Here is a 25,443-nt window from a genome sequence, read left to right on the forward strand (position 1 = left end):
CCCACAGCTCCTGCTGCCGGCGGTGCCGGGTCTGCGCGAGCGGGGCGGTGGGCATGCCTCAATCGTACAGGTGTTCGAACGCGAGGGGAAGCGCTGGTGAAGCGAATACGCTTGCAGCGTAACGGGATCCATCCGACCTGCCGGGCATCGTGCAAGCCCACCAGCCTCACTGACCAGCGATCAGTGATCGACGCGCCAACGGCCGAGGACGGTGCCGTCCTCCTCGAGCAGCAGCATGGGCGTCAGCGCCACGTCGACGCCGGGTCCGGCAGTGATCCGGCCGGGCCCGCCTCCGACCATGGTGGGCGCCCAGGTCAGGTCGACCTCGTCCACCACGCCTGCCGCGAGCATCGCTCCGAAGAGCGAAGGGCCGCCCTCGGACAACATGGTGCGAAATCCTCTGTCCTCCAACGCCGCTCGTGCTCCCACGAGGTCGACCTGTTCGACGCCGGTCACGATGACGTTGTCCGCACCGAGCACGGCCCGCGCGCGCTCGACTCCCGCGTCGTCGGCCGCCTCGCAGGTCACGAGCAGGGCGCTGCCCCGGGGCGAGGTCGCGGCGACCTTCGGCGGGAGGTGGCCGCGGTTGCTCACCACGGCGAGGACCGGGGCGTCGGGGTCCTCGTCGCGCAACGCGGGATACCCCTCGTCGCGCACCGTCCCGGCACCCACGACCACGACGTCGGCCAGCCGGCGCAGCAGGGAGAAGACGGTGAAGTCGGCAGGCGTGTTGATGCTGCCCGAACGCCCGTCGGCGCCGGTGACGGAGCCGTCCAGTGACGACACGAAGTTGACGCGCAGCCACGCGCGGTCACCCGGCACGGCGTACGCCTCGCGCAGGGCTGCCTCGTCGAGCACGGTGCCGGGAGCGGGGGAGCCGGTCTCGCTGAGCAGCAGGCGCATGGCGCGCAGTCTGCCTCACCTACGCTGCGTGCGTGGCTTCCCTCACCGACCGCTCGCCGAAGCTCGACCGCGACCGCCTCGTGCGCGACCTCGTGCCGCCGCCGCGCTTCGACGGGGAGCGCTTCTCCACCTACCGGCCGGACCCGTCCGAGCCCAGCCAGGCCGCGGCCGTCGAGCGGCTCGAGGAGTATGCAGCGGGGCTGCAGGGGGAGACCGGCGGCAAGGGGCTGTTCGGGCGGCGTCGCAAGCGGCCGCAGGCGGGGCGCGGCATCTACCTCGACGGCGGCTTCGGCGTCGGAAAGACCCACCTCCTCGCGAGCCTCTGGCACGAGGCGTCCGGGCCCAAGGCGTTCGGGACGTTCGTCGAGTACACCAACCTCGTCGGCGCACTGGGGTTCGCCCAGACCGTCGAGGCGTTGAGCGGTCACCAGCTGGTGTGCATCGACGAGTTCGAGCTGGACGACCCCGGCGACACGGTCCTCATGGCCACCCTGCTTGCGCGCCTCACGGAGGCGGGCGTGTCCCTCGCGGCCACGAGCAACACGTTGCCGGACGCGCTGGGGGAGGGCAGGTTCGCGGCGGAGGACTTCCTGCGCGAGATCCAGGCGCTGGCGTCACGGTTCGACGTCGTCACCGTGAACGGTCCCGACTACCGGCACCGTGACTTGCTCGAGAGCCCGGCTCCGCTCGAGGAGGCGGAGGTGCACGAGGCCACCGACCGTGACGGCGCGGTCCGTGACCACTTCGTCGACGTCACCCGCCACCTGTCCACCGTCCACCCCAGCCGCTACCGGGCGATGCTCGACGGCGTGACGGCCGTGGGCTGGACGCACGTCCGGGCGGTGACGGACCAGGCGGTGGCCCTGCGGCTGGTCGTCCTCGCGGACCGCCTGTACGACGAGGACATCCCCGTCTTCGCCAGCGGGCTGCCCCTCGGCGAGGTGTTCTCGCCGGAGATGCTCGCCGGCGGCTACCGCAAGAAGTACTACCGCGCGGTCTCGCGCCTCACAGCCCTCGCGCGCGGTGACGACCGGTGACAGGATGCGCCAATGGCGAAGAAGGACAAGAAGTCCGGTAAGTCAGGCAGCTCCGGCAAGGGTGCGGCTGTGGCCGCCGCGACGAAGGCCGGCCGTGCGAAGAAGGCCAGCAAGCACCCCGACAGCAAGGCAGCCAAGGCGACCGCCCTGGCGCCGGTGTCCTTCAGCGACGCGCTGCGGGTGCGCGAGGGGTTCATCCTCGCGGAGTGCGACCCGGGGTCGACGCCGGCTTTCGACGGGGACAAGGCCGCTGGGCAGGAGGCGCTGGCAGCGCGGGCCGGCGAGATCGGCGAGTTCCAGGAGCGGCTCTACGCCGAGTCGAAGATGGACGGCCAGCGGTCGCTGCTGCTGATCGTGCAGGGCATGGACACCTCGGGCAAGGGCGGCATCATGCGCCACGTCGTCGGGGGGATGGACCCGCAGGGCGTGCGCTACACCTCGTTCAAGGCACCCTCGGCCGAGGAGCGCAGCCACCCGTTCCTGTGGCGCATCCGGAACGCCCTCCCTCACCCCGGCCAGGTCGGGGTCTTCGACCGCTCGCAGTACGAGGACGTCCTGGTCGTCCGGGTGCACGACCTCGTGCCCCGGTCGACGTGGTCGCGGCGCTACGCGCAGATCAACGCGTTCGAGGAGAAGGTCGTCGCCGACGGCACCACCGTCGTCAAGGTGATGATGCACATCTCCACCGACGAGCAGAAGGCGCGGCTCGCCCGGCGGCTCAAGCGCCCTGACAAGCAGTGGAAGTACAACCCGGGTGACGTCGACGAGCGGATGTCCTGGCCGCAGTACCAGGAGGCCTACCAGGCGGTGCTCGACCGGACGTCCACCGACGCGGCGCCCTGGTACGTCGTCCCGGCCGACCGCAAGTGGTACGCCCGCCTGGCCGTGCAGAGCCTGGTCCTCGAGCACCTCGAGGCGATGGACCCGCAGTGGCCGGCCGTCGACTACGACGTCGCCGAGGAGCAGCAGCGCCTGCGCGCCACCTGACCCGTCCACGGGCGCGAGAGGCGGCGCGACGTCGGACCGATGAGTTCCGACCTGGTGGGCGGTCGGTAGGGGTGAGGCAGCAGCGCCTGCTGCTGCCCACGGACGAAAGGACCGGGACATGCTCCGCGACTCCAAGGCCTTCAGCGGGTTCTCGACCGACGACATCGAGGCAGCACGGGCGTTCTACGCCGGCGTGCTCGGGCTCGAGGTGACCGAGCAGATGGGGATCCTGACCCTGCACCTGGGCGGGGACCACCGCGCCATCGTGTACCCCAAGCCGGACCACCAGCCTGCCGGTTTCACCGTGCTCAACTTCCCCGTCGCCGACATCGAGAAGGCCGTCGACGAGCTCAGTGCTGCCGGGGTGCGGTTCGAGACCTACCCGGGGACGCCGATGGAGACCGACGCCAAGGGCATCTTCCGCGGCGGTGGCCCGCTGATCGCGTGGTTCACCGACCCGGCCGGCAACGTCCTGTCCGTCATCCAGGACTGACCGCCACCCGCCGAGTGTGCGGCGGTCAGCGCTTGAGCCCCGGAGGTGGCTCGGCGAGGTACCCGAGACCCCACAGGAGCACCCACGTGGCCAGCGCGCAGACGACGACGAGCACGATCCCGCCCGCGGCCATCGCGGCGCCCGAGGGCCGCTGGACCGGCGCGTGCCACACCTCGGTCTGTGGCCGCGGCGTCGGTGCGCCGAAGATCGCGCCGACGCACATGCCGAGGACGACGATGGGCAGCCCCATGTACAGGAGCGGGTCGGTGACGTCCTGGTAGCTGAGCCCCTTCATGGCGGCCGGCAGCAGGATGAGCAGGGCCGCGAGCACCGCGCCCATGAAGAGACCGATCGTGGCTCCCCGTCCGGGTTGACCTCTCATGCGGCGAGTATCGGGTCGCGCCCAGCGGGCTGTCGATCGTCCGTTCGTCGGTTGCGTCGAGCGGGCGACGTCGGTTCAGGCGGAGAACGCCCGCTCCACGAGGGTCGCCGCGCTGTGCGCGCTGAGGCCGGCGTCGAGCGTCCCGAACGTCGACCCGTGGTCGCCTCCGAGCCGGCTCGCCACGAAGGCGTCGGACACCACCCCTGGGGCGTGCCGCGCGAGGAGCGAAGCCTGCAGCGTCACCGCGAGCTGCTCCACCAGGCGCCGGGCGCCGGCCTGCGCCCGGGGGTCCGCCGCTCGTGCAAGGGCGTCAGGGAGCCGGTCGATCGCGGCGTCGAGGGTGGCGCCGTGCCCGCGGCCGAGCGCCACCTCCGCGAGGTAGGCCTCCACAGAGGCCGGCTCGCGCCCGACCGCGCGCAGCACGTCGAGGGCGTTGACGTTGCCGGAGCCCTCCCAGATCGAGTTGAGGGGCGCCTCGCGATAGAGCCGGGCCAGGCCGTTCTCCTCGACGTAGCCGTTGCCCCCCAGGCACTCCAGCGCCTCGGCCACCATCACCGGTGTCCGCTTGCAGACCCAGTACTTGCCGAGGGCCACGCCCAGGCGCGAGAACGCGGTGTCGCCCTCGTCGACGGCGTGGGCGAGTCGCAGCGCGAGCGTGGTGGCCGCCTCCGTCTCGAGCGCCAGGTCGGCGAGGACGTTCTGCATGAGCGGCTGGTCGACCAGCAGCGCGCCGAAGGCGGTGCGGTGCCGCGCGTGGTGGATGGCACGGAGCAGCGCGGCGCGCATCGTCGACGTCGAGCCCAGGACGCAGTCGAGCCGGGTGGCCGCGACCATGTCGAGGATGGTGCGGATGCCGCGGCCCTCGTCACCGACGCGGACGCCCCAGGTGCCGTCGAGCTCGACCTCCGACGAGGCGTTTGACCGGTTGCCGAGCTTGTCCTTGAGGCGTTGCAGGGCAAAGGAGTTGCGCGTCCCGTCGTCGAGGACCCGCGGCACGAGGAAGCAGCCGACTCCTGCATCGGTCTGGGCGAGGACGAGGAACGCGTCGCTCATGGGCGCCGAGCAGAACCACTTGTGGCCGGTGAGCCGGTAGGTGTCGCCACCCTCCAGCGGGCCGTCGGCCGCGGCGACGGCGCGCGTCGTGTTCGCGCGGACGTCGGAGCCGCCCTGCTTCTCGGTCATGCCCATCCCCGCGATAGCGCCCGCCTTGGCCGTGGCCGGGCGCAGCCCGAAGTCGTAGGTCCGCGAGGCGAGCCGGGGTACCCACGCGGACGCGAGCTCGGGGTTCGCCGCGAGCGCCGGCGCGGCGGCATACGTCATGGACACCGGGCACAGGTGGCCCTGCTCGACCTCGGACCACGTCGTGAAGCCGGCAGCGCGGCGTACGTGCGCGCCCGTGCCCCTCGGCCGTGTCCAGGGCTCGGCGGTCAGGCCACCCGCCACCGCCACCTCCATGAGGGAGTGCCAGGCGGGGTGGAACTCCACCTCGTCGAGGCGCTCACCGGCAGTGGAGTGGGTGCGCAGGACGGGCTCGTGGGTGTCCGCCTGCTCGGCCCAGCTGCGCGCCTGCGCCGAACCCGAGAGCGCACCCAGGTGCTCGACCTCGGCGTGTGCGGCGTCGTCGCCCCACCGCTGCAGCGCCTCGACGAGCGCGGGGTTGCTCGTCAGCGCGTTGTAGTCCGGGAGCGGCGGGGCCTGGTTGGTGACGGCGTGGGTGGGCACGGGGGCAGAGTATGCGGGATACCGTGGGCTGGTGAGTCTCAAGTCGCGGGTCCGTCGCGAGCTGGTGCGCATCCCCGGCGCCATGCCCGTCGCGCGGATGACCGTCGAGACGATCCGGGTCTGCCTGCGCTACCGCGTGACCGGCCTGGCATCCGAGGCGGGCTTCTTCATGCTGCTGTCGCTGCCGCCGTTGGTACTGGGGCTGTTCGGCGGCGTCGGCTACCTCGGCAAGTGGCTCGGCCAGAGCACCGTCGACGAGATCATCGTGGGCATCCAGACCTGGGCGGGGCGCTTCCTGACGCCCGGAGTCATCCAGAACACCCTGCTGCCCACGGTGCAGGACGTGTTCAAGGACGGGCGGTTCGACCTCATCTCCGTGGGCTTCTTGCTGTCGGTCTGGTCGGGGTCGCGCGCCCTCAACGTCTTCGTGGACACCATCTCGATCATGTACGGGCAGTCCGGCGTGCGCGGGATCGTGCGCACGCGGGCGCTCTCCCTCACGCTCTACTTCCTGTCGCTCGTGGTCGGCGTGGTCGTCATCCCGCTGGTCGTCATCGGACCGACGTGGCTCAAGGACCTGCTGCCCAAGGAGATCGAGCTCCTCGCCTGGCTCTACTGGCCCGTGGTGACCATCGTGGCGGTGGCGAGCATCGCCACGTTGTTCCACATCTCCACCCCGCGTCGCACTCCCTGGGCGCGCGACGTGCCGGGAGCGGTGCTGACCCTCGTGCTGTGGTCGCTGTCCTCCTACGTCCTGCGTGGCACCGTCGCAGCCTCCCTGAAGGGCGGCACGTCGATCTACGGGCCACTCACGGCCCCGATCGTCCTGCTGATCTTCCTGTACGCCCTCGCCATCGCCGTGCTCATCGGTGCCGCGCTCAACGCCGGGATCCGCACCCTCTGGCCGGTCGAGGAGCGGCTGTCGCTGCGGGCCCGGGCGGTCGAGTGGGTCAAGGCGCGGCTGGCCGACCGCAGGGACGACCGGGCGCGCCCGGTGGATGCCCCGGTGCGGGCCCCGCTGCCTGCCGAGGACGGCTGGGACGGCCCGGGGCGGGACGGTCTCGCAGGCACGCTCGAGGAGCTCCGGGAGGAGGCGCGCAAGCCGCTGACGCCGGTCCCGGAGGGCTCGGAAGACGCCCAATTTGGAGAGGACGCGGGTGATCGGATAAGTTTCCTTCGCACGCGCAGCGGGTAGCAACACCAGCCCGTTCGACACCAACGCGCGTGTAATGCGGATGTAGCTCAGTTGGTAGAGCGCAACCTTGCCAAGGTTGAGGTCGCCGGTTCGAGCCCGGTCATCCGCTCGGAGGGTTTGACCGCCTTCACGGTGGAGTGGCCGAGAGGCGAGGCAGCGGCCTGCAAAGCCGCGTACACGGGTTCAAATCCCGTCTCCACCTCGACACGTACGAACCCGAAGCACCACCCTCGGGCGATTGGCGCAGTGGTAGCGCGCTTCCTTGACACGGAAGAGGTCACTGGTTCAAACCCAGTATCGCCCACCAGTACGAAACAGCCCCTGACCAGCGGAAACGCAGATCAGGGGCTGCTTCGTTGGGCCGCGTCAGGGACGCCTGCTTGACTAGCTGCTTGACTAAGAGGTCGCGTTTCGGCCCTCGTACCGGTCCCTGCACGTCCGCTGACGTGCGTGGACGTCCGACGGTGGGCCCGTCACTTCCCGCGCGGGGAAGAGGTCACTCGCCGTCATGGGTACGCCGCGGGATGGACCCTTCTGCGGTGCCTCTGCGCCGATCGTGTCGAAAATCAGGCGTCTGCTGCACGGTTAGGTGACAGCGTGACCTGACCCGCGCTCTGGTTCCCTCCTGACATCGCGGATTGGGTCGAGCAACGCCGCAAGCTGAACCAGACACGAGAGCCACGCGGCCGGGTCAACTGCCGGGCCCGGATACGAGAACGCCATGGGAGGCGGTCCGGGTTCTGGGGATTCTGTTCAAGGATGGGTTCGGGCAAGGCCAGACCCGAGGGCGGCGGTCGACAGTGCGACTACCGCAGCCGCGGTGAAGGCGGCGGAGAAGCCTGCGGCGCCGAGGTGGCCGGAGGCGGGGGTGGCGGTGGAGACACCGATGGCGGTGAAGGTGGCGGTGCCGAGCGCGGCGCCGACTTGGGTGGCTGAGCCTGCGAGACCGGCTGCGAGGCCGGCGTGCGTGGCGGGGGCCGCGGAGGCGATGACCATGGTGGTGGGCGTGAAACTGAGGGCGACACCGATCGCGACTAGCAGGAGCCCGGGGAGGACGGCCACGGCATACCCGTTCCCTGCCGGCGCGTGGGCGAGCCACAGGTGGCCGGCTGCGAGAACCATGAGGCCGGCCACGAGGGTGCGCTGCGGGCCGAGGGCGCGAAGGATGCGCGGAAGCAGGGCGAGGGAAAACGCGAAGCCGGTCAGCGACGTGGGAAGCATCGCCAAGCCAGCCTCCCGTGGGGCCATGCCGAGGGCCTGCTGGAGGTAGAGGGCTACGAGGACGAAGGTGGAGGCTCGGGCTGCGCCGCCGAGGACAGCAAGGGCCACGCCGGTGCTCAGGGTTCTGGACGCGAAGAGCTCGAGGGGTACGAGCGGGTCGGGGGTGCGGCGTTCGACGGCCATGAAGATGGCGAGCAGGGCGGCGGAGGCGGCGAGGCTTGCCAGGACAGTCGGAGAGGTGAGGCCGCGTTCGGCGATGCCGAGTGCGCCGTGGACCAGGGCGATGACGGCTCCGGTGATGGCGGCGGCTCCGTGCCAGTCGAACCGGCGGCGGGTGCCGTGTGCTCCTTCGGGGAGGACGTACGGGGCGAGGGTGACGGCGGCGACGGACACGGGCACGGTCACGAAGAAGACCGAGGACCAGCCGAAGGTGCCGACGAGTAGTCCGCCGGCCATGACGCCGGTGGCTCCGCCGAGTGCTGAGGCGGCGCCCCAGATGCTCATGGCGCGCGCTCGCGCGGTGCCGGGGTAGGTGAGCAGGAGCAGGGACATGGCGGCTGGGCTGAGTGCTGCGGCGCCGGCGCCTTGGATGATGCGACCGCCCATGAGGAGACCTGCGTTGGGGGCGAACGCGGCCAGGAGGCTGCCGACGGTGAAGAGCGCCGAGCCAGCGACGAACATGCGGCGCCGCCCGAACAGGTCAGCGGCACGCCCGGACAGGAGCAGCAGGCCGCCGAACGCGAGCACGTACGCGTTGACGACCCAGGTGATGGCGGTGGGGCCCAGCCCCAGGGCGCCCTGGATGGAGGGCAGGGCCACGTTGACGATGGAGGTGTCGAGCATGACGACGAACTGCGCGGACACCAGCAGCCCGAGGGCGACCCAGCGGCGTTGACCGGCACGCCGGTCTGCGGCGTTGATGGTCGTGCTGATGGGGTCTGCCGGGCGGGTGCTGGTCTCGAGGGTGGCGGACACTTCTGGCTCCTTGGGTGTGGCACGGGTTGTGGTGCATGTCCAAGGTGCCGCTGGGGCAGGGGTGTTCGCGCCGGTGAAATGGCCGGGTTACGGGGCCCGGGCACGAAGCGCTCCTCCTGCCGCGTGAGCTGTCCTTGATGCGGACTGGCTCGCCTGAGCTGGCAGTGCGGACTGCTGACGTGGCGCGCGCCCGGTGACTAGGGGGCCAGCATCCAGTCGATGGCTTGCTCGACGTGGATTGCGGTCGTGTCGTACAGCGGCACGGAGGCGTCGCCCGCTTCGACGAGCAGACCGATTTCGGTACAGCCGAGAATGATGCCTTCGGCGCCGCGCTGGGCCAGGTGGTCCATCACTTCGCGGTACCTGTCGCGTGAGGAGTCGAGGACGACGTCTTGGCACAGTTCGTCGTAGATGATCCGGTGGACGTCGGCGCGTTCGGCGTCGTCGGGGGTGATGACGTCGAGACCTTGGTCGCGGAGGCGTCCGATGTAGAAGTCCTGCTCCATCGTGAACGCGGTCGCCAGGAGCGCGACCGTATGAAGCCCGTCGGCGCGAATGCGCGCCGCTGTGGCGTCGGCGATGTGTAGGAGGGGGATGTTCGTGGCTGCCTGAAGCTGGTCGGCGACCTTGTGCATGGTGTTGGTTGCGAGGATGAGTCCTTGCGCGCCGGCGCGTTCAAGTTCTTGGGCGGCGTCGACGAGCACTGTCGTGGTGCCGTCCCAGTTGCCGTCGTGCTGCATCGCGGCGACCGGTGCGAAGTCGACACTGTGGACCAGGAGGCGGGCTGAGTGCAGGCCGCCGAGCCGTACGGCGACGCCGTGGTTGAGCAGTCGGTAGTACTCGGCTGTGCTGGTCCAGCTCATTCCGCCCAGCACTCCCAGAAGTTTCATGGCGTCATGTTCCTCTCGATGGTCGGGACCGGACAACGTCATCCGGTGGTTCGGTGTCTTCAGGTGCGTCTTGTCTGTCATTGGGCTCGGATGGTGAACGGGACGGTGATGACGTGCCCGTTCGCGACGCGGAACTGCGCCCAGGTCTGGTAGGTCCCGGCGGTGGGGAACTCGGCGTGGACGTCGAGCTCGGGGCCGAAGGTCTGCCCTGGCAGGGCGAAGACTGGGCGGCCGCGGGAGTCGGTGACCTCGGCGTGCTCGTGGGCGAATGTCTGCCCGTCTGCGCGCATGATGACGATGTGGCCGGCGGCTGCGAGGTAGGGCTGGAGCTGGTTGATGGGTTCGCCCGTGGCGGCGTCGGTGAACGTGTAGTGAAGGTCGCTGCGTTGGCCGGGCCGGGGCTTACCTGCGAGGTCGACGCGGATGCCGTCGACGACGGCGGTACGCGACCCTTCGGACAGGGTGTCCGGGTTGGGGGCGATCCCTGCGACGGTGATGACCTGGCGCTGGTGGATGTCGGCCATCTGGCCCTGCCGCCGGAACTCGGTGTTGATGATGAAGCGTCCTGGCGTGGGGAAGGTGACCTGGACGGCGAGCTGGCCCGGTCGTCCGGTCGGCTGAAGGTGGATGTGAGTGAAGGTGCCAAGGTCCGTCCGGGTGGCGATGAGGTGCATCCACGCCTGGTGGCTGCGGATCAGGTCCTGCACCGGCTGGTCGGTGTGCGCGTCGAGCACGGTGACCGTTAGCTGGGTGGGGACTCCTGGCCGGGTGTTGGCGGGGAGGTCGACGCGCACAGCGACTCCGGCGTCAGCGGCGTCGACCGGGGGCACTTCGGCGGTCATCATGACGCTCATCGCGGGGCGCATTGGCATGCCGGTGCTTTGGGTCCAAGCCAGCTGGCCGTTCATCCCGTGTGCGGCGACGTCCATCCGGCTGAGGGCGGTCAAGCCTGCGCCGAGCGTGAGGGCGACGACGGCGACGCCAGCCAGGTAGGCGTACTGGCTGACACGGGCCCGCAGCGGCGGTCGCAGGATCTCGGCGACGGTGTCGGGGCGGGCGAAGCGGCGCAGCCGCAGCGCGTTGGTCAGGACGCTGACGGAGCTCATCGCCATGGCGGCGCTGGCAAGCACGGGGTCCAGGCGCAGGTCGTGCCACCAGGACACGGCACCAGCGGCGACGGGGATGAGGAGCAGGTTGTAGCCGAACGCCCACCCAAGGCCCTGCTTCATGGTGGTGACGGTGCGCCGGGACAGGGCGATGGCGGAGACGATGCCGCGCAGGTCGCCGCCGACGAGGGTGATGTCGGAGGCTGCGATGGCAACGTCGGCGCCGGTGCCGATGGCGATGCCTACGTCGGCTGCGGACAGAGCCGCGGCGTCGTTGATCCCGTCGCCGGCCATGGCAACGACGTGACCTTGCTGCTGGAGCTCGCGGACCTTGGCGGCCTTGTCGGCCGGCAGGACTTCGGCGAGGACGTGCTCGATGCCGACCTGGCCGGCGATGGCGTTGGCGGTGGCGGCGTTGTCGCCGGTGAGCATCCACACCTGGGTGCCGAGGGCGCGCAGCTGGGCGATCGCCTGCGCGGATTCGGGCTTGACGGTGTCGGCCACGGTGAGCACACCGGCCGGCTTGGCGTCGATGGCGACGAACATCGGGGTGCGGCCGCGGGCGGCCTCATCGGTGGCGGCTCGGGTTAGGACGGTCACGTCGATGCCATGGGCATCCATCAGGGCTTGGTTGCCGACCAGCACGTGGTGACCACCGACCTTCCCGTCGATGCCGTGGCCGGGTACGGCGTCGAACGACTGCAGTGCCGGCAGCGTGAGCGCTCGGGTGGTGGCGGCGTCGACGATGGCTTCGCCGACGGGGTGCTCGCTGCCGGTCTCGGCGGCGGCGACCAGGGCCAGGACGGTGTTCTCGTCCCAGTCGCCGATGCTGGTGACGGAGGTAAGGACGGGCTTGCCGCGGGTAATGGTGCCGGTCTTGTCCAGGACGACGGCGGTGACCCGGCGGGCGGTCTCGAGGGCGTCGCCGTTGCCGACGAGGATGCCGAGCTCGGCGGCGCGTCCGGTGCCGACCATGACTGCGGTCGGCGTTGCGAGCCCGAGGGCGCACGGGCAGGCGATGATGAGCACGGCGATAGTGCTTGTGATGGCGGTCGTCATCCCGCCGGGGCCGAACAGGGCCCATCCGGTGAACGTGGCTGCGGCGAGCAGAAGGACGATGGGCACGAACCAGGCGGAGACGCGGTCGGCAAGCTGCTGCATGGGGACCTTGGAACCTTGGGCGTCCTCGACGAGTCGCACGATCTGGGCCAGGGCGGTGTCCTGCCCGACTGCGGTGACCTGCAGGACCATGGTGCCGGTGCGGTTGAGGGTGGCGCCGATGACCTGGTCGCCGACGGACTTGTCCACTGGCAGGCTTTCGCCAGTGAGCATGCTTTCGTCGACGGCGGATGCGCCGTCGGTGACGGTGCCGTCCACGGGCACCTTCTCACCGGGTCGCACTCGCACGAGGTCGCCGACGACGACCTGCTCGACGGGAATGTCGACCTCGGTGCCGTCGCGCAGGACGCGGGCGGTCTTGGGGGCCAGGCCGACCAGGGCGGTGATCGCGGCGGCGGTGCGCTTCTTCGCCCGCCCCTCCATCCACCGGCCGGCCAGGACGAGGGCCAGGATGACCAGCGATGTCTCGAAGTACACGTGCAATGGCAAGCCCCACCGTTCGGCGGCGGCGGGCCACAGGGTGACGAACGCGCTGTACACGTAGGCGACACCGGTGCCCAGGGCGACGAGAGTGTTCATGTTCGTGGAGCGGTGCTTGGCGGCGGCCCACGCGGCGGCGTAGATCTCACGACCGGCCCAGAACTGGACGACGGTGGCCACAACGAGGATGGCTGGCATCAGCCAGTCCATGACGTCGAGATACAGCGGCACGTACATGAGCACCATCAGTCCCAGGCCGGTGGCGAGGGTGACCTGCCACTTGCGTTTGAGCGCGCTCAGGTGCGCGTCCCGGTCGTCGCGCTCCGGCTGCGTGGCGGCCGGCTTGTTCGCGTCGTCGTTCGCGTCGTGGTGGACGGTGGCGGTGTAGCCAGCCTTGGCGACCACTGCGGTCAGGTCCTCCAGTGCGATGTGCGCGGAGTTGAAGCGGACGGTGGCGACCTCCGTGGCGAGGTTGACCTGCGCGTGCACACCTTCGAGCCGGTTCAGGGCCTTCTCCACCCGCCCGACGCAGGAGGCGCACGTCATGCCACCGATGTCCAGAGTGCAGCTGTCCAGCTGTTCGGTTCCGGTGGTGGCCTGTGCACTCGTGATGGCACTGGTGGTCATGGTGGGCTCCTGGGTCGGGCGGTACGACATGTGCTTCATGGTGGTTGAGGGGTGGCGGCGTCGAACCGGCGAAATGGCCGGGTTTCGGTGCGCGAGAGGTCAGGTCTGTGTAGCGAGGTCGGCGTAGGCGGACGGGGACCAGCCAGCGAGGACTTTGGGCCGCAGGGTTGCGCCGAGGCGGGCGTAAAACCGCTGGGCGTCAACGTTGTCGGGCTCCATGCCCCAGCGGATGATGAGCTGTTCCGGCGCTGCGAGGGCGGCGAGGGCGCCCATGAGCTGGCGGCCGGTGCCGCCGTCGCGGTGGCCGGGGCGGACGTACAGGTCGTCGAGGTTGATGACGTCGCCGCCGGTCCACAGGTGCAGCTGGCGGATGGCGGAGACGTAACCGATGGGTGCCTTGTCTCGTTCGGCGATGAGCACGATGACGTCGGGACGCGCGAGCAGGGTGCGCCACTGGTCCACGTCGACGTGGACGTGGGCGACCTGGTCCTCGTGGGCCGCGATTTCGCCGACCATGGTGGCGACCTCGGTGGCGTCGGCCTCGTTGGCTCGCCGCACTCGCAGTGCGGGACCCGTGGTGTAGCTCGTGGTGGTCATCTGGGTGCTCCTTTGTCGTGGTGCGGTTGGTGGGATGGCCGTGGCGCCGGCCCGCAGGGGTGGGCCGACGCCACGGGGCTACTGGGTGGCGATGGCGGTGAGGACGTCGAGCTTGGCGGCGCGACGGGCCGGCACCAGTCCGGCCGCCAGGCCGGCCAGGACCGCGGTGGCGACCACCGCGATCAGCTGCACAGCCGGGACTCGGATCACGACGGGGTTGTCAGCGGCCAGTCCGGCCAGGGTTCCTGCGGCCAGAACGAGCCCGAGGGCGACTCCGGCGACGGCGGCGATGGCGGCGACCAGGACGGCTTCGGCACCTACCATGCGCCGCAGTTGCGCCCGGGTCATGCCGACCGCCCTCAGGAGCCCGATTTCGCGGGTCCGTTCGACGATGGACAACGCCAGCGTGTTCGTGATTCCGAGCAGGGCGATGAGGACGGCGAACCCGAGCAGCACGGTGATGAGGCTGATGACCTGCTCGGTGGCGGCGGCGCGCCCAGCGGCCGCTTCGCCCTGGTCGCGGATGGCCGCGTTGGGGAAGTCCGCGACCGCGGCCCGCAGCGCGACGCGCGCCTGCTTGCCGTCTACGCCGTCCTTGAGGGCGACGTAGACGGTCGCGTCGACGTTCTCGCTGTAGTGGGTGGCGTACGTGCCCAGCGACAGGACGTAGTTCGTCGACATTGCCTGCGCTGACCGGTCGTCCATGACACCGACGACCCGAAGCTGCTGCTGCCCGTCGCGGGGGAAAGTCATGGCGAGGGTGTCCCCTACGGCCAGCCCGCGCTCCTTGGCGACACTGTCGGCGATGACGACGCCGCCGTCCTGGAGCGCGGTGAGCGTTCCGTCGGTCATCGTCACCTTGGCGACCTTGGGCAGGGTGTTCGGGTCGACTGCGGTCAGGGCGCTGGTGGTTCCTTGGTCGAGCCAGTGCCCGTACCGGGTGGTGGACGTGTCTGCGACCTGCGGAAGGTTCGCGACCCGCTGCCCCACCTCGGGGGACAGCCCACCGAGCATCTCCTCGCGACTGCTCTGCACCATCAGGTCGGCGGTGATGGCTTCACCGCCGGCGGCGGCGATGGCTTTGACGGAGGAGCCAATCACTGCGACGAAGGTGATGAGGGCGAGAGCCAAGGCCAGGGCCATGGCGGTGGACGCCGTCCGGCGCGGGTTGCGCACTGTCGCCTCGCGGGCCAGCTGCCCAGGCACACCTAGGCGGTTCAGTGGACGGCCCACGGACCTGGCCAGTCTCGGCGCGAGGACGGGCCCGAGCACGACCACCGCACCAAGGAGCAGGGCTGCCGCGGCACCGACCCCAGGCATGCTGCCAGTCGTTGCGGCGACCACCATGAGAGCGACTGCGATGGCGAACAGGACCAGACCGGTGATCAGGCGACCGCGCTTGGTGGTCGCGGGGGCAGGGTCCGAGGCGCGCATCGCCTGCACTGGGGCGACGCGGGCGGCGCGTCGGGCCGGGCCGACCGCTGCGAGCACGGTCAGGAGAGTTCCGGCGATGAGGCCGACGAGCAGGGTGCGGCCGGTGACGGTCAGGGCGCCGCCGGGGAGGGCGAGGCCGGCCGACTTGGCCAGGCCGCGAAGGCCGTATGCGGCGCCGACGCCGACAGCGGTGCCGCCCGCCGCGCCGGTCAGACCGACGAGAAGAGCTTCACCGAGCACGGAGGTGAGCACCTGGCGACCGGTGGCCCCAGCGGCACGCAGCAGGGCGAGCTCGCGGGAGCGTTGGGTCAGGACGATGCCGAACGTGTTCGCGATGAGGAACGCTCCGACGACGAGGCCGGCACCGGCAAGGGCGAGCAGCACGATGCGCAGGTAGCTGATGGACTGCTTCGCGGCGTCGGCGCTGGCCGCTGCGGCGTCTTGGCCGCTGGTGACGGCGTACGTGATGCCGAGGGTGGCGGCCAGTCGGGTGCGAAGGTCGGGGACGTTCACATCGTCGGCGGCGATGGCTTCGATGGACGTGAGGCCGGTGCCGAGCCCGAGCAGTAACTGGGCGGTGTGCAGGTCGGTCAGCAGGACGTTGCTGTTTGGGAGCCCGTCGGCGTCACCGATTTGGGTGAGCCCGACGACGCGCAGGGTGCGACTGGCGGTGGCGGACACGGTGATGCGGTCGCCGAGCGTGACGTGCTCGGCCTTCGCGGTGGCGACGTCGAGGACGACCTCGTCGGCGCCGGTGGGGGCATGCCCAGCGCGCAACGTGTAGGCGGTGAACGGTGAGCCGGCCCAGGTGCCGAGCAAGGTTGGGCCCTTCGGCGTCACTGTCTTGCCACGTACCTGGAGCTGGGCGGAACCGCCGGCGACGGCGCGCACCTTCGCGACACCGGCGGTGCCAGCGATGCGGTCGGTGAGGGTGGCGGGCAGCGGGTCGCGCTGCACCTCCACGCCCATGGCGGAGTCGAACCCGGCGGAGCTGCGGATGGTGAGGTCGACGCCGGCGGCGGCGGTGCGGAACTGGTCGTCCAGGACTCGGCTGCTGGTGTCGGTCAGGACGAGGCCGCCGACGACGAAGGCGACACCGAGGGCGACGGCGACCCAGGTCAGGGCGAGGCGGGACCGGTGCGCGATGGCGTTGGACAAGGTCAGTCGCCACATGGTGGTCACTTCCCGTCCGGGGTGTCGAGGTGGGCCGTGCGGGCCAGCACCGTCTCGGGGGTGGGGTTTGCGAGCTCGTCGACGACGCGGCCGTCGGCGAGGAAGACGACCTGGTCGGCGTACGACGCGGCGACGGGGTCGTGGGTGACCATGACGATGGTCTGCCCGTAGCTGCGGGTGGCGTCGCGCAGGAACCTCAGGAGGGCTGCGCCGGAGCGGGAGTCGAGGTTGCCGGTGGGTTCGTCGGCGAACACGATGTCGGGGCGGGCGATGAGGGCGCGGCCGACGGCGACCCGCTGCTGCTGTCCGCCGGACAGCTGGGCGGGGCGGTGGTTCAGGCGGGCGCCGAGGCCGAGCATGGCGACCAGTTCGGCCTGCCAGGCAGGGTCGGGCTTCTTGCCGGCCAACGTCAAGGGCAGGGCGATGTTCTCGGCCGCGGTCAGCGCGGGGACGAGGTTGAACGACTGGAACACGAAGCCGAGCCGGTCTCGGCGCAGCAGGGTGCGGTCCCGCTCGGACAGTGCGCTCAGGTCGGTTCCGCCGAGCAGGACCTGGCCCGAGTCGATGCGGTCGAGTCCGGCGAGGGCGTGCACGAGGGTGGACTTGCCGGAACCGGATGGGCCCATGACGGCGGTGAACCGGCCGGCGGGGATGGCGACGTTGGCGCCGTCGAGGGCGCGGACGGTGGCCTCGTCGCGGCCGTACGTCTTGACGACGTCGATGGCGCGGGCCGCGATGGTCGGGAAGGGGGCGGATGCGTGTTTGAAGCTGGTGGCGTGCAGAGTGGTCATGTCGTTCCTTCGGGTGTTTGTGGCCGTCGCAGACGTCAGCGCACGGACAGGAAGATGGGAGGGGTGGGGTGGAGGGACTCGACCGTGGCGCGGGCGCTGCGGCGGTCTGCCCGGTGGCGCGACAGCTCGTCCTTGGCGTGGTGGGCAGTGACCGCCGCCTTCAGGTGGCGTGCACGGGTGCGGGTCCTGTAGGTGCGCAGCGTGTTCATGGTTGGTGCGTCCTTTCGTGCTGCATGGGTCGGTTTGGGTCGTTGTCGGGCCGTGCTGTGTTGCTGGGGGCGTTGCGGGGTCGCGGCGGCGGGGGCTGGGGGGCTCGTCCCGCCGCTGCGGCCCGGTTAGGGGGTCGGTCAGGGGGCCAGGAGGTAGCCGGCCTCGTCGACGGCGGCGGCGATGTCGGCGCGGTCAACGGGCTGGGAGGCCGTGACCGTGACGGTGCCGGAGGCCACCTCGACGGTGACGGAGTCGACGCCAGCGACGGCGGAGATCTCGGCGGTGACGGCCCGCTCGCAGTGCGAGCAGGTCATGCCGTTCACCGTGAACGTGGTCGAGCCGATGAACGTGCGGGGGGTGCTGGACAGCATCTGAACTCCTTGATGGTGGTTGCGGTTCTGGTTACGAGAGTCGGCGAACATGGAGTTGTTCACGCCGGTAAAACCGCCGGGTTCTCGCCGCAGCCCCGGGGCGCCCAGGTGTATTTGTGCTGGTGACGGGACCGATTGGCTCTCGCGATGTCCGCGCGGCTGGTTAGCATTTGGGCGTGCTGGCTGGACGGGGTGTGGAGCGCGCGGCAGTGACGCGCCTGCTCGAGTCGGCCCGGGATGGCCGCGGTGGGTCACTGGTGGTGCGTGGCGTCGCCGGGGCCGGGAAGTCGACTCTTCTGGCTGAGGCAGTGACGGACGCCGAAGACGTGATCGTGCTGCGTACGTCCGGGGTCGAGTCGGAGTCACCGCTGGCGTTTGCCGCGCTACAGCGGCTGCTGTGGCCCGTCCGCTCCCGGATCGACGCCCTGCCCGTACCGCAGCAGACCGCGTTGCGAACTGCCTTGGGTGAGCGGGAGGGTGACGGCGACCGGTTCCTGACGTTCATGGGCATCCTGAGCGTCCTGGCGGATGCGGCCGAGGAAGCCCCGGTCGTGGTCGTGGTCGACGATGCGCACTGGCTGGACGACGCGTCCACCGCAGCCCTGCTGTTCACTGCCCGCCGAATCCAGGCCGAACGCGTCGCGCTGCTCTTCGCCGCCCGGGACGGTGACCCTCGCCGGTTCGACGCACCTGACCTGCCGACCCTGTCCTTGGCAGGGGTGTCCGGGCCCGATGCGGACGCCCTACTCGCCGGGACCGCAGGCCGCGTTGTCGAGGCGGCTGTGCGTGACCACCTGGTCGCTGCCACCGGCGGCAACCCCCTCGCCCTGGTCGAGCTCGGCGCAGCGCTCACCCCCGAGCAGCTCGCTGGCGCAGCACCGATGCCGTCGCCGTTGCCGCTCACCGATGGGGTTGAACGAGCGTTCCTGGACCGGTACCGGCGTCTGCCCGAGGCCGCGCAACAGCTGCTCCTGGTCGCGTGCGCCGACGACACAGGACGGGTGAGCGTCATCCGCGGCGCCGCGGACCGACTCCACGCCGACGACGACGCCCTGGAAGAGGTTGAACGTGCCGGCCTGCTCAGCGTGACCGGCAGCCAGGTGGCCCTGTACCACCCGCTGGTTCGCTCGGCCGTCTACACAGCAGCGACCAGCGCCGGACGACGCGCCGCGCACCAAGCGTTGGCTGACGCCCTCGGCGACGACCCGGACCGACGGGCATGGCATCTGGCCGCCGCGACCGACCGCGCGGACGACAACGTCGTCGCCGCGCTCGACGCCGTCGCCGCTCGGGCTGCCGGACGAGGTGGGCACGAAGCTGCCGCAGCCGCGTGGGCTCGCGCAGCAGAGCTCACCAGCAGCAGTCCAGACCGCGGCCGTCGCCTGTACCGGGCGGCGTCGTCGGCATGGCTGGGTGCGCATCCGCCGCAGGCAGCCGCCCTCGCGAACGCCGCCGACCCGCACATCGACGACCCGCACCTACGGGCGCAGCTCCTGACCCTGCAAGGGCAGATTGCGTGGAACACCCGTTCGTTGAACGACGGGTACGACTTCGTTCTGCAGGCCGCGGAAGTGGCCGACAGGGTTGACCCTGCGATGGCGGCGCAGCTGGTGATGCTCGCCGCCGCCCTCGCCGCTTTCGGGGCGCATTCACCGCGCCAGCTGGACCAGGCCCTGTGGCACCGCGCCCCGGCGCCGGATGCTCCGGCGCACGGGTTGGCTGCGGCCGCGCTGCTGCGGGGGTTCCGCGGCGTTGCGGACGGCAACTGGGCGCTGGCAGCTGAGTCGATTCGTGCCGCGTTCGAGCTGGTGGACGCCGACCCTGCTGACGACCACGTCCTGCAGCCGAACCTAGCCATTGCCGCGTTTCTCATCGACGACGACGAGAGCAGTCTGCGGCTGCACGACGAGCAGCTCACCATCGCTCGCAGGGATGGGGCGCTCACCATGGTCGAGCACGCCCTGACCCGAGGGTTCTGGTCGCAGGTCGCCACGGGCGCTTGGGCGAAGGCAGCCGCGGCCGCGGTGGAGGCGCTGCCGCTGGCAGCCAGCACCGGGCACGTTGGGATGACAGCGCTGCCCACCGTCGAAGTTGCGCTCATGGCCGCGCTGCGAGGCGAGGACACCGCTGAGGCGCTTCTGGAGACGGTGGCCCAGATTCGCCGCGCTCACCGGGTCGGCATCACCGATGGCCTGGTCGTTGACCTGGTCCACTGGGCGTCGGCCTTGCGAGCCAGCGCCCACCCGGCGGTTGCTCTGCACCACTTCGAGCAGATGACGAACCCGCCGCTTCGTCGGATGGCGACCCTCGACGTGTTCGACGCGGCGGCCCGCGGCGACCGCCCCGACATCGTGCGTACCTGGCTCGCGGACATGGAAGCGTTCGCGGCCGGTGCCGGTGCCCCCGCTGCTTGCGCAGTGGTGGAGCACGGGTGGGCGCTGCTGGCGGACGGTGACGACGCGGAACGGCACTTCCGCGCTGCCTTGGCTGCGCACGCGTCGTCGGTGCGGATACCGGATCGGGCCAAGACCGAACTCGCGTTCGGTGAGTGGCTGCGCCGGGCTCGACGACGCGTGGACGCCCGAGAGCACCTGCGGTCGGCGGCCGCGCTGTTTGAGGAGCTCGGCGCCACCGCGTGGGCGGAACGAGCCGGGCAGGAGTTGCGCGCCTCCGGGGAGAAGGCCCGCCGGCGTGACGTGTCCACTGCCACCGCCCTGACTGCGCAGGAACGTCAGGTGGCCGCGCTGGTGCGGCAGGGCCTGTCGAACCGGGATGCGGCAGCTCGGCTGTTCGTCAGCCCTCGCACCGTCGACTTTCACCTGCGCAACGTGTTCACCAAGCTCGGCGTCGCTTCCCGAGCCGAGCTCATGGCCATGCCGCTGGAGGTGTGAGAGCGCTGTGCGGTGATGGGGCCGCCATGGCGCAACCCGGCGATTCTGCCGGGGTGAAGCATCGCCGGCAGTCCTAGCGTTCGGAGGCAACACCCGAACCAAGGAGCCACCATGAACAACACGCCTACGGCCGGCCCGGCGCCGCTCGATGTCATTGTGGTCGGCGCCGGTCAGGCTGGCTTAGCCATCGGTCACTACTTCGCTCAGGGTGGCCTGAGCTTCGTCCTGCTGGAGGCGGGTGGCGAGGTTGGCCATACGTGGCGGAACCGGTGGGACTCGTTGCGGCTGTTCTCTCCGGCGCAGTACGACTCGCTGCCGGGTATGCCGTTTCCTGCCCCGGCGGACAGTCACCCTTCCAAGGACGACGTGGCCGACTACCTGGCTTCCTATGCGGAACGATTCGACCTTCCGGTGCGGTTGAACTCGCCGGTGCTGCGAACGCACCGCGAGCAGGACGGGAACTTCGTTGTAACCACGCCCTCCGGTGAGCTGCGTGCCCGGCAGGTGGTGGTGGCCACCGGCCCGTTCCAGACGCCCCGGGTGCCTGCTGCCGCGAGCGAGCTCGACCGGCAGGTGCAGCAGCTCCACAGCGCCGACTATCGAAACCCCGGCCAGGTGCTCGGCACGCGTGTGCTTGTGGTCGGTGCTGCGAACTCCGGGCTCCAGATCGCGGACGAGCTCGCACCAACCCATACTGTGAGCGTCTCCGTCGGGTCCAAGCCGCTCGCCCTGCCGCATCGCATCGCGGGCAGGGACCTGTTCTTCTGGCTGACGAAGGTCGGCTTCTTCAAGGTGGCGGCGACCAGTCGCCTGGCTCGGCGGTTGCGCGCCCGCGGTGACCTGGTCATCGGCACCCGCAGCGCCGACCTGCGCAGGGCCGGTATCGGGTTCCGGACCCGTCTGACCGGGTTCACCGGGGACGTCGCACAGTTCGCGGACGGCACCACAATGCGCGTGGATGCTGTCGTGTGGGCTACCGGGTTCGCGTCGGACTACTCGTGGCTGGAGGTGCCCGGCGTCATCGTTGACCGGCAGGTCCGCCACCAGGACGGCGTGACCCAGGTTCCGGGGTTGTACTTCTTGGGGTTGCCGTGGCAGACGAGCCGGGGGTCGGCGTTGCTCGGGTTCGTCGGCGCTGACGCGGCCGCCCTGTCTGCGCGCATTGTCGGGGCTGTCCGGGCGGCGCAGGAGGCGCCGGCGGTCCACACGGCGTCCTGATCCAGGCCCCGCGGCAGCAGCGTTCGGGGCGCGCGGCCACACTTGACGGTGGCGTTGGTCACACGTTCGGCTGGTTCGCGCCGCGCGGCAGGGCTCCGTTCGACCCTGACATCGGGACCCCCCGTGCTCAATGGGTACAGCGACCCGGCTATGGCTGACAAGGTCGTGCACCTCGTCGGCAGTCAGCCTGGCAAGACGCTGCTGCGGCGAACGTCAGGGTGCTGGATACCGACCAGCGCCTTGCGAACATCCTGCTCAGGGGGCAGCTGTAGGGGCACCCGGTGTAACAACGACGCTGACCTCGATCCCCCCGTCGATGGTCATGAGCTGGGAGGCGACGGCTCAGGCGCAGTGGTCGCAGGTCATCTCGACGACTTGGAAGGTCTGCGTCGAACGGGTCTCGCCGGTGCCGGTCGTTGCGGTCGATTCGCTGCTCGCGTCGCCGAAGGCGTCTGTGGTGGGGGTCATCGGTGTGCTCCTTGCTGAGGCAGTGGGTTGGTTTGCTGTGAGCGTGCGGTCAAGGGGTGGTGTGCTCGCTGGCTGTCAGCGGATGGTTGGTGCGGACGGCGGTGACGACGTCGAGCACGGCCTGGCTGGTCTGGACGGCGTACTGCTTCTGCCCGAGCAGTCCTTGGTGGGTGGCTCCGTTGACGACGCGCCAGACGCTGTTGGTCGACAGGGTGGCGCTCCGCTTCTGGTCGGTCAGCCAGGACTCGGGGTGCTCGCCGGCGGTGAGAACGAACAGGGGCTTGTCGCCGAAGTCGTGCAGGGACGCGGCCTCCTGAACGATGGCGCCGCCGCGGAGGTACTCGTCGACGATGCTCTGCACGGTGTGCCCCTGGGCGATGTCGTACGCGAGCTGGTCCTCGTAGCGGCCGGGCAGGCTGCCCCGGGCTAGGCCGCCGTACAGCCGACCGAGCCCGACGGGGGCCGTCAGGGAGGTGAGGTTGGCGAACCGGCCGTACGCGTCGTCGGAGCTGTTGCCGGCGGCGGGGACGACGGGCATGGCCGGCTCGCTTGAGGCGGTGGAGTCCAGCAGGACTAGACCGGCGACCTCGTCGGGGTAGTGCGCGGCGAAGATGCGCACGTACAAGCCGCCGAAGGAGTGCCCAGCAAGCACGTAGGGGCCCGGGACGCCTGCGCTGTGCAGCAGCGTGTGAAGGTCGGTGGCGATCTGGGCGCCGTCTTGGGCGGCAGCGGAGGGTTCGCTGCCTCCGCGGCCGGCGCGGTCGTAGACGCACGTGCGTGTCCGGGCGGCTACGACCGGGGTGATGAGTCCCATGCTGGCCGACGTTCCGCCGGCGCCCGGCTCCAGGACGACGGTCGGGGCCCCCGAGCCGGTGCACTCGAGCCGCAGCTGGTGGCCGTCGACGGTGACGAGGCGTCCGGCGGCCAGGTACGGGTTGGGCTCGCCGGCCGAGCGGACGACCTGCCAGACGCCGCCGACGGCGCACAGGGCGAGGATGGAGAACACGGCGTACAGCTGGACGCGTCCAGCGCGGCTGCGTAGGTCGTGGTGCATCCGGACCACCATCCACACCACGAGGCCGAGCAAAGCGGGTGGCCAGACCCAGCTCAGAACCCCGCGGGTCGACCCGAAGACGAGCAGCAGGAGCCCACCTGTGCCCATGAACACGGCGGGGACCGCAGCCCAGCGTTGCGGCTGGTCGGTGAGCCACTGGGAGAGCCCGAGCAATGTCGCCCAGCCAATCGCGAAGCCGCACAGGACCGCCCCGGTGACAGCCGCCTCAGTGACCGGGACGAACGGGCAGAAGGTGAGGACCACCGCGGCGAGGACGCCTGTCGCGAGGGAGACGGCCACGACCCCGCCCATTCGACGGCGGGGCGTGGCGACGGTCGTGGTCATACCGTTCTCCAGAGCTGAGGGTGAGGTGTGGACGCGTCGTCGCAGGAGCGGGGGTCGGCGAGTCATCTGATGGCGGTGTGTTCGGTGATCGCCTCGATCAGGCGCGGCCACAGCGCGCGGGGTCGGTCATGGCCCATGTCCTCGACCAGCAAGAGTCGGGCGTTGGGAACCAGCTCGGCGGTTCGCCGACCGCCGCTGGGGTCGATGAGGGTGTCGTCGAGGCCGTGGATGACCAGGGTTGGCACATCGAGGGACGAGAGCGCCTGGGCGCGCGAGCCGTCCAGGATCATGGCGGCGAGCTGTCGGGGGACGCCCGCGGGGTAGTACGCGCGGTCGTAGTTCGCGGCAGCGTGGGCCCGCAGCTGTGCTGCGTCACCGTAGCGACGCGAGGCCCACTCAAGTTCGCGCACGGCCGTGGCCACGTACCCGTCGCGGTCAGCTGGCCGGGAGGCGAACAGCACCTGCTGTGCCTCGGGCGTCGACTGCCCGTACTCCGGCTCGCCGGTCGAGGACATCATCGACGTCAACGACAGCACCCGGCTAGGGAACTCGATCGCCATCCTCTGCGCGATCATGCCGCCCATCGAGGACCCGACCACGTGAGCACGGTCGATGCCGAGCTGGTCGAGCACGGCGATACCGTCGGCGGCCATGTCCCGCAACGAGTACGGCGCCATCGCGAGCGCGCGCTCGAAGTCGCCAGACGTCACCGCGGTGATGAGGTCGCCGAGGGAGACCGGGTGCTCGTCCAGCTTCGTCGAGAGGCCGCAGTCGCGGTTGTCGTAGCGGATGACGTAGCGGCCGCGGGCAGCGAGCATGCGGCAGAAGTCGGCGTCCCAACCGAGCAGTTGGGTTCCGAAGCCCATCACGAGCAGAACGGCCGGGTCGTCAGGGGCTCCGAAGGTCTCGTGCTCGATAGTGATGGGTTTGCTGCTGGTGTCGGTGAGCGCGACTGCTGGCTCGGTGCCCGTCGTGGTGTCTGGCGTCGTGGCCGCCTGGGGTGACATGGCTGTCTCTCTCGTCGCGCGTCTGAGGTCAGGTGGGCCGGTACCGAGACAGGGGGATTGCGGCACCGGCCACATGACGAACTTTACATGTCGTAATCGACCTGTCAATACATACATGTTCAGGTAGGGTGTGCTCATGTCCTTGCGCTACGCGGTTCTTGGCCTGCTGGCCCGCCGTCCGTCCACCGGCTACGAGCTGACCCAGACCTTCGACCGGTCGCTGCGGACCTCATGGCACGCCCGGCACAGTCAGATCTATCCCGAGCTCGCCAAGCTCGAGGATGCCGACCTCGTGGAGGTTGTTGGGCATGGAGCCCGCCGGAGCAAGACCTACGCGATCACGGATGCCGGCCGTGCCGAGCTACGACAGTGGCTCGTCGAGGCGGAGCCTGACCGGTCCCAGCGCAGCGAGAGCGGGCTGCGCCTGTTCCTGACCCCGCTGCTGGACCCGGCCGACAGGCAGGCGACGTACCAGCGTGATCTCGTGCACGTCGACCAGGAGCTCGCCAGCCTCCAAGAGGTGCGAGCTGAGGTGCGAGCTGCGCCGGAGCCGGAGGCGTTCGCCCCGCAGGTCGAGCTCGGCATTCGGATCAACACGGTGCTGCGTGACTGGCTGCGCGAGCAGCTCCAGGCATCCGCCGGCGGCCCGGGCCATGACTGAACCCCGCCAGACCGGGGGTGTCCTGGGTCCGAGCGGACCGGTCCTGGACGGCTCAGCAACGACTCATCTCGGTCCTCTCGGGCCGC

21 protein-coding genes and 3 tRNA genes are annotated in these 25,443 nt (G+C 70.4%); 10 read left to right on the forward strand and 14 right to left on the reverse strand.

Annotation, left to right across the window (positions count from 1 at the left end; translation table 11 throughout):
- Positions 1-180: 180 nt before the first annotated feature.
- Complete coding sequence (locus ASG70_RS12255) at positions 181-903, reverse strand: dihydrofolate reductase family protein (protein ID WP_056884021.1); 723 nt, start codon at positions 901-903, stop codon at positions 181-183.
- Between the two features lie 32 nt (positions 904-935).
- On the opposite strand from ASG70_RS12255, the gene zapE reads away from it, so the two are divergent.
- From zapE to ASG70_RS12270, 3 genes are all read left to right on the forward strand, one after another.
- Complete coding sequence (zapE, locus tag ASG70_RS12260; protein ID WP_056884022.1) at positions 936-1,940, forward strand: cell division protein ZapE; 1,005 nt, start codon at positions 936-938, stop codon at positions 1,938-1,940.
- 12 nt (positions 1,941-1,952) lie between these two features.
- Complete coding sequence (locus tag ASG70_RS12265; protein WP_056884023.1) at positions 1,953-2,927, forward strand: polyphosphate kinase 2 family protein; 975 nt, start codon at positions 1,953-1,955, stop codon at positions 2,925-2,927.
- Positions 2,928-3,045: 118 nt separating this feature from the next.
- Complete coding sequence (locus ASG70_RS12270) at positions 3,046-3,420, forward strand: VOC family protein (protein WP_056884024.1); 375 nt, start codon at positions 3,046-3,048, stop codon at positions 3,418-3,420.
- A 25-nt stretch (positions 3,421-3,445) separates the two neighbouring features.
- On the opposite strand, the gene ASG70_RS12275 is transcribed toward ASG70_RS12270, so the two are convergent.
- Entirely contained in the window at positions 3,446-3,802 is a 357-nt protein-coding gene (locus ASG70_RS12275) for a hypothetical protein (protein WP_156399953.1), read from the reverse strand.
- 75 nt (positions 3,803-3,877) lie between these two features.
- Positions 3,878-5,524 (reverse strand): acyl-CoA dehydrogenase family protein, encoded by a 1,647-nt coding sequence (locus tag ASG70_RS12280; protein ID WP_056884026.1) that lies wholly within the window; start codon positions 5,522-5,524, stop codon positions 3,878-3,880.
- Positions 5,525-5,555: 31 nt separating this feature from the next.
- Here ASG70_RS12280 and ASG70_RS12285 point away from each other — a divergent pair, with 31 nt between their 5' ends.
- The 4 genes from ASG70_RS12285 (at position 5,556) to ASG70_RS12300 (ending at position 7,026) form a co-directional block, all read left to right on the forward strand.
- Positions 5,556-6,719 (forward strand): YihY/virulence factor BrkB family protein, encoded by a 1,164-nt coding sequence (locus ASG70_RS12285; RefSeq protein WP_235531468.1) that lies wholly within the window; start codon positions 5,556-5,558, stop codon positions 6,717-6,719.
- Positions 6,720-6,755: 36 nt separating this feature from the next.
- Positions 6,756-6,828 (forward strand) — tRNA-Gly (locus ASG70_RS12290).
- A 22-nt stretch (positions 6,829-6,850) separates the two neighbouring features.
- Positions 6,851-6,921 (forward strand) — tRNA-Cys (locus ASG70_RS12295).
- Positions 6,922-6,951: 30 nt separating this feature from the next.
- Positions 6,952-7,026 (forward strand) — tRNA-Val (locus ASG70_RS12300).
- A 446-nt stretch (positions 7,027-7,472) separates the two neighbouring features.
- On the opposite strand, the gene ASG70_RS12305 is transcribed toward ASG70_RS12300, so the two are convergent.
- The 8 genes from ASG70_RS12305 to ASG70_RS12335 all read right to left on the reverse strand — a co-directional run bounded on the left by ASG70_RS12305 (position 7,473) and on the right by ASG70_RS12335 (position 17,713).
- On the reverse strand, positions 7,473-8,915 hold the full coding sequence (locus tag ASG70_RS12305) for an MFS transporter (RefSeq protein WP_082590593.1): 1,443 nt from the start codon (positions 8,913-8,915) through the stop codon (positions 7,473-7,475).
- A gap of 197 nt (positions 8,916-9,112) precedes the next feature.
- The gene (locus tag ASG70_RS12310; protein WP_304437975.1) at positions 9,113-9,886 is read right to left on the reverse strand and encodes an aspartate/glutamate racemase family protein; all 774 of its coding nucleotides are present in this window, start codon (positions 9,884-9,886) and stop codon (positions 9,113-9,115) included.
- Entirely contained in the window at positions 9,883-13,137 is a 3,255-nt protein-coding gene (locus ASG70_RS12315) for a cation-translocating P-type ATPase (RefSeq protein WP_056884202.1), read from the reverse strand. The genes ASG70_RS12310 and ASG70_RS12315 overlap by 4 nt, the downstream gene beginning before the upstream one ends.
- Positions 13,138-13,236: 99 nt before the next feature.
- Positions 13,237-13,734, reverse strand: coding sequence for a GNAT family N-acetyltransferase (locus ASG70_RS12320; protein ID WP_056884027.1), 498 nt, complete (start codon positions 13,732-13,734; stop codon positions 13,237-13,239).
- A gap of 78 nt (positions 13,735-13,812) precedes the next feature.
- Entirely contained in the window at positions 13,813-16,341 is a 2,529-nt protein-coding gene (locus ASG70_RS12325; RefSeq protein ID WP_156399954.1) for an ABC transporter permease, read from the reverse strand.
- Positions 16,342-16,346: 5 nt separating this feature from the next.
- Positions 16,347-17,132, reverse strand: coding sequence for an ABC transporter ATP-binding protein (locus ASG70_RS12330; protein ID WP_056884029.1), 786 nt, complete (start codon positions 17,130-17,132; stop codon positions 16,347-16,349).
- A gap of 35 nt (positions 17,133-17,167) precedes the next feature.
- A complete protein-coding gene (locus ASG70_RS19330; protein ID WP_156399955.1) occupies positions 17,168-17,341 on the reverse strand; it encodes a hypothetical protein in 174 nt (57 codons plus the stop codon).
- Positions 17,342-17,479: 138 nt separating this feature from the next.
- Positions 17,480-17,713, reverse strand: a complete 234-nt coding sequence (locus tag ASG70_RS12335) for a heavy-metal-associated domain-containing protein (RefSeq protein WP_056884030.1) — start codon at positions 17,711-17,713, stop codon at positions 17,480-17,482.
- Between the two features lie 176 nt (positions 17,714-17,889).
- Between ASG70_RS12335 and ASG70_RS12340 the strand changes: the two genes are divergently transcribed.
- Together ASG70_RS12340 and ASG70_RS12345 are read left to right on the forward strand one after the other, a co-directional pair.
- Positions 17,890-20,604: a LuxR family transcriptional regulator gene (locus ASG70_RS12340; protein ID WP_162253907.1), complete on the forward strand. Its 2,715-nt coding sequence runs from the start codon at positions 17,890-17,892 to the stop codon at positions 20,602-20,604.
- Positions 20,605-20,715: 111 nt separating this feature from the next.
- Positions 20,716-21,822, forward strand: a complete 1,107-nt coding sequence (locus tag ASG70_RS12345; RefSeq protein WP_056884032.1) for an NAD(P)/FAD-dependent oxidoreductase — start codon at positions 20,716-20,718, stop codon at positions 21,820-21,822.
- Between the two features lie 342 nt (positions 21,823-22,164).
- Here the strand turns inward: ASG70_RS12345 and ASG70_RS20215 are convergent, their stop codons facing one another.
- The 3 genes from ASG70_RS20215 to ASG70_RS12355 all read right to left on the reverse strand — a co-directional run bounded on the left by ASG70_RS20215 (position 22,165) and on the right by ASG70_RS12355 (position 24,696).
- Positions 22,165-22,290 (reverse strand): hypothetical protein, encoded by a 126-nt coding sequence (locus ASG70_RS20215; protein WP_255353845.1) that lies wholly within the window; start codon positions 22,288-22,290, stop codon positions 22,165-22,167.
- A 49-nt stretch (positions 22,291-22,339) separates the two neighbouring features.
- Positions 22,340-23,689 (reverse strand): alpha/beta fold hydrolase, encoded by a 1,350-nt coding sequence (locus ASG70_RS12350; protein ID WP_056884033.1) that lies wholly within the window; start codon positions 23,687-23,689, stop codon positions 22,340-22,342.
- A 62-nt stretch (positions 23,690-23,751) separates the two neighbouring features.
- Positions 23,752-24,696 carry an alpha/beta fold hydrolase gene (locus ASG70_RS12355; protein ID WP_082590597.1) on the reverse strand — a complete coding sequence of 315 codons (945 nt, stop codon included), beginning with the start codon at positions 24,694-24,696 and terminating at the stop codon, positions 23,752-23,754.
- Positions 24,697-24,832: 136 nt separating this feature from the next.
- Between ASG70_RS12355 and ASG70_RS12360 the strand changes: the two genes are divergently transcribed.
- Positions 24,833-25,357, forward strand: a complete 525-nt coding sequence (locus ASG70_RS12360) for a PadR family transcriptional regulator (protein WP_056884204.1) — start codon at positions 24,833-24,835, stop codon at positions 25,355-25,357.
- Positions 25,358-25,443 lie beyond the last annotated feature (86 nt).

The organism is Phycicoccus sp. Soil748, from assembly GCF_001428025.1.
Classification (GTDB): Bacteria; Actinomycetota; Actinomycetes; order Actinomycetales; family Dermatophilaceae; genus Pedococcus.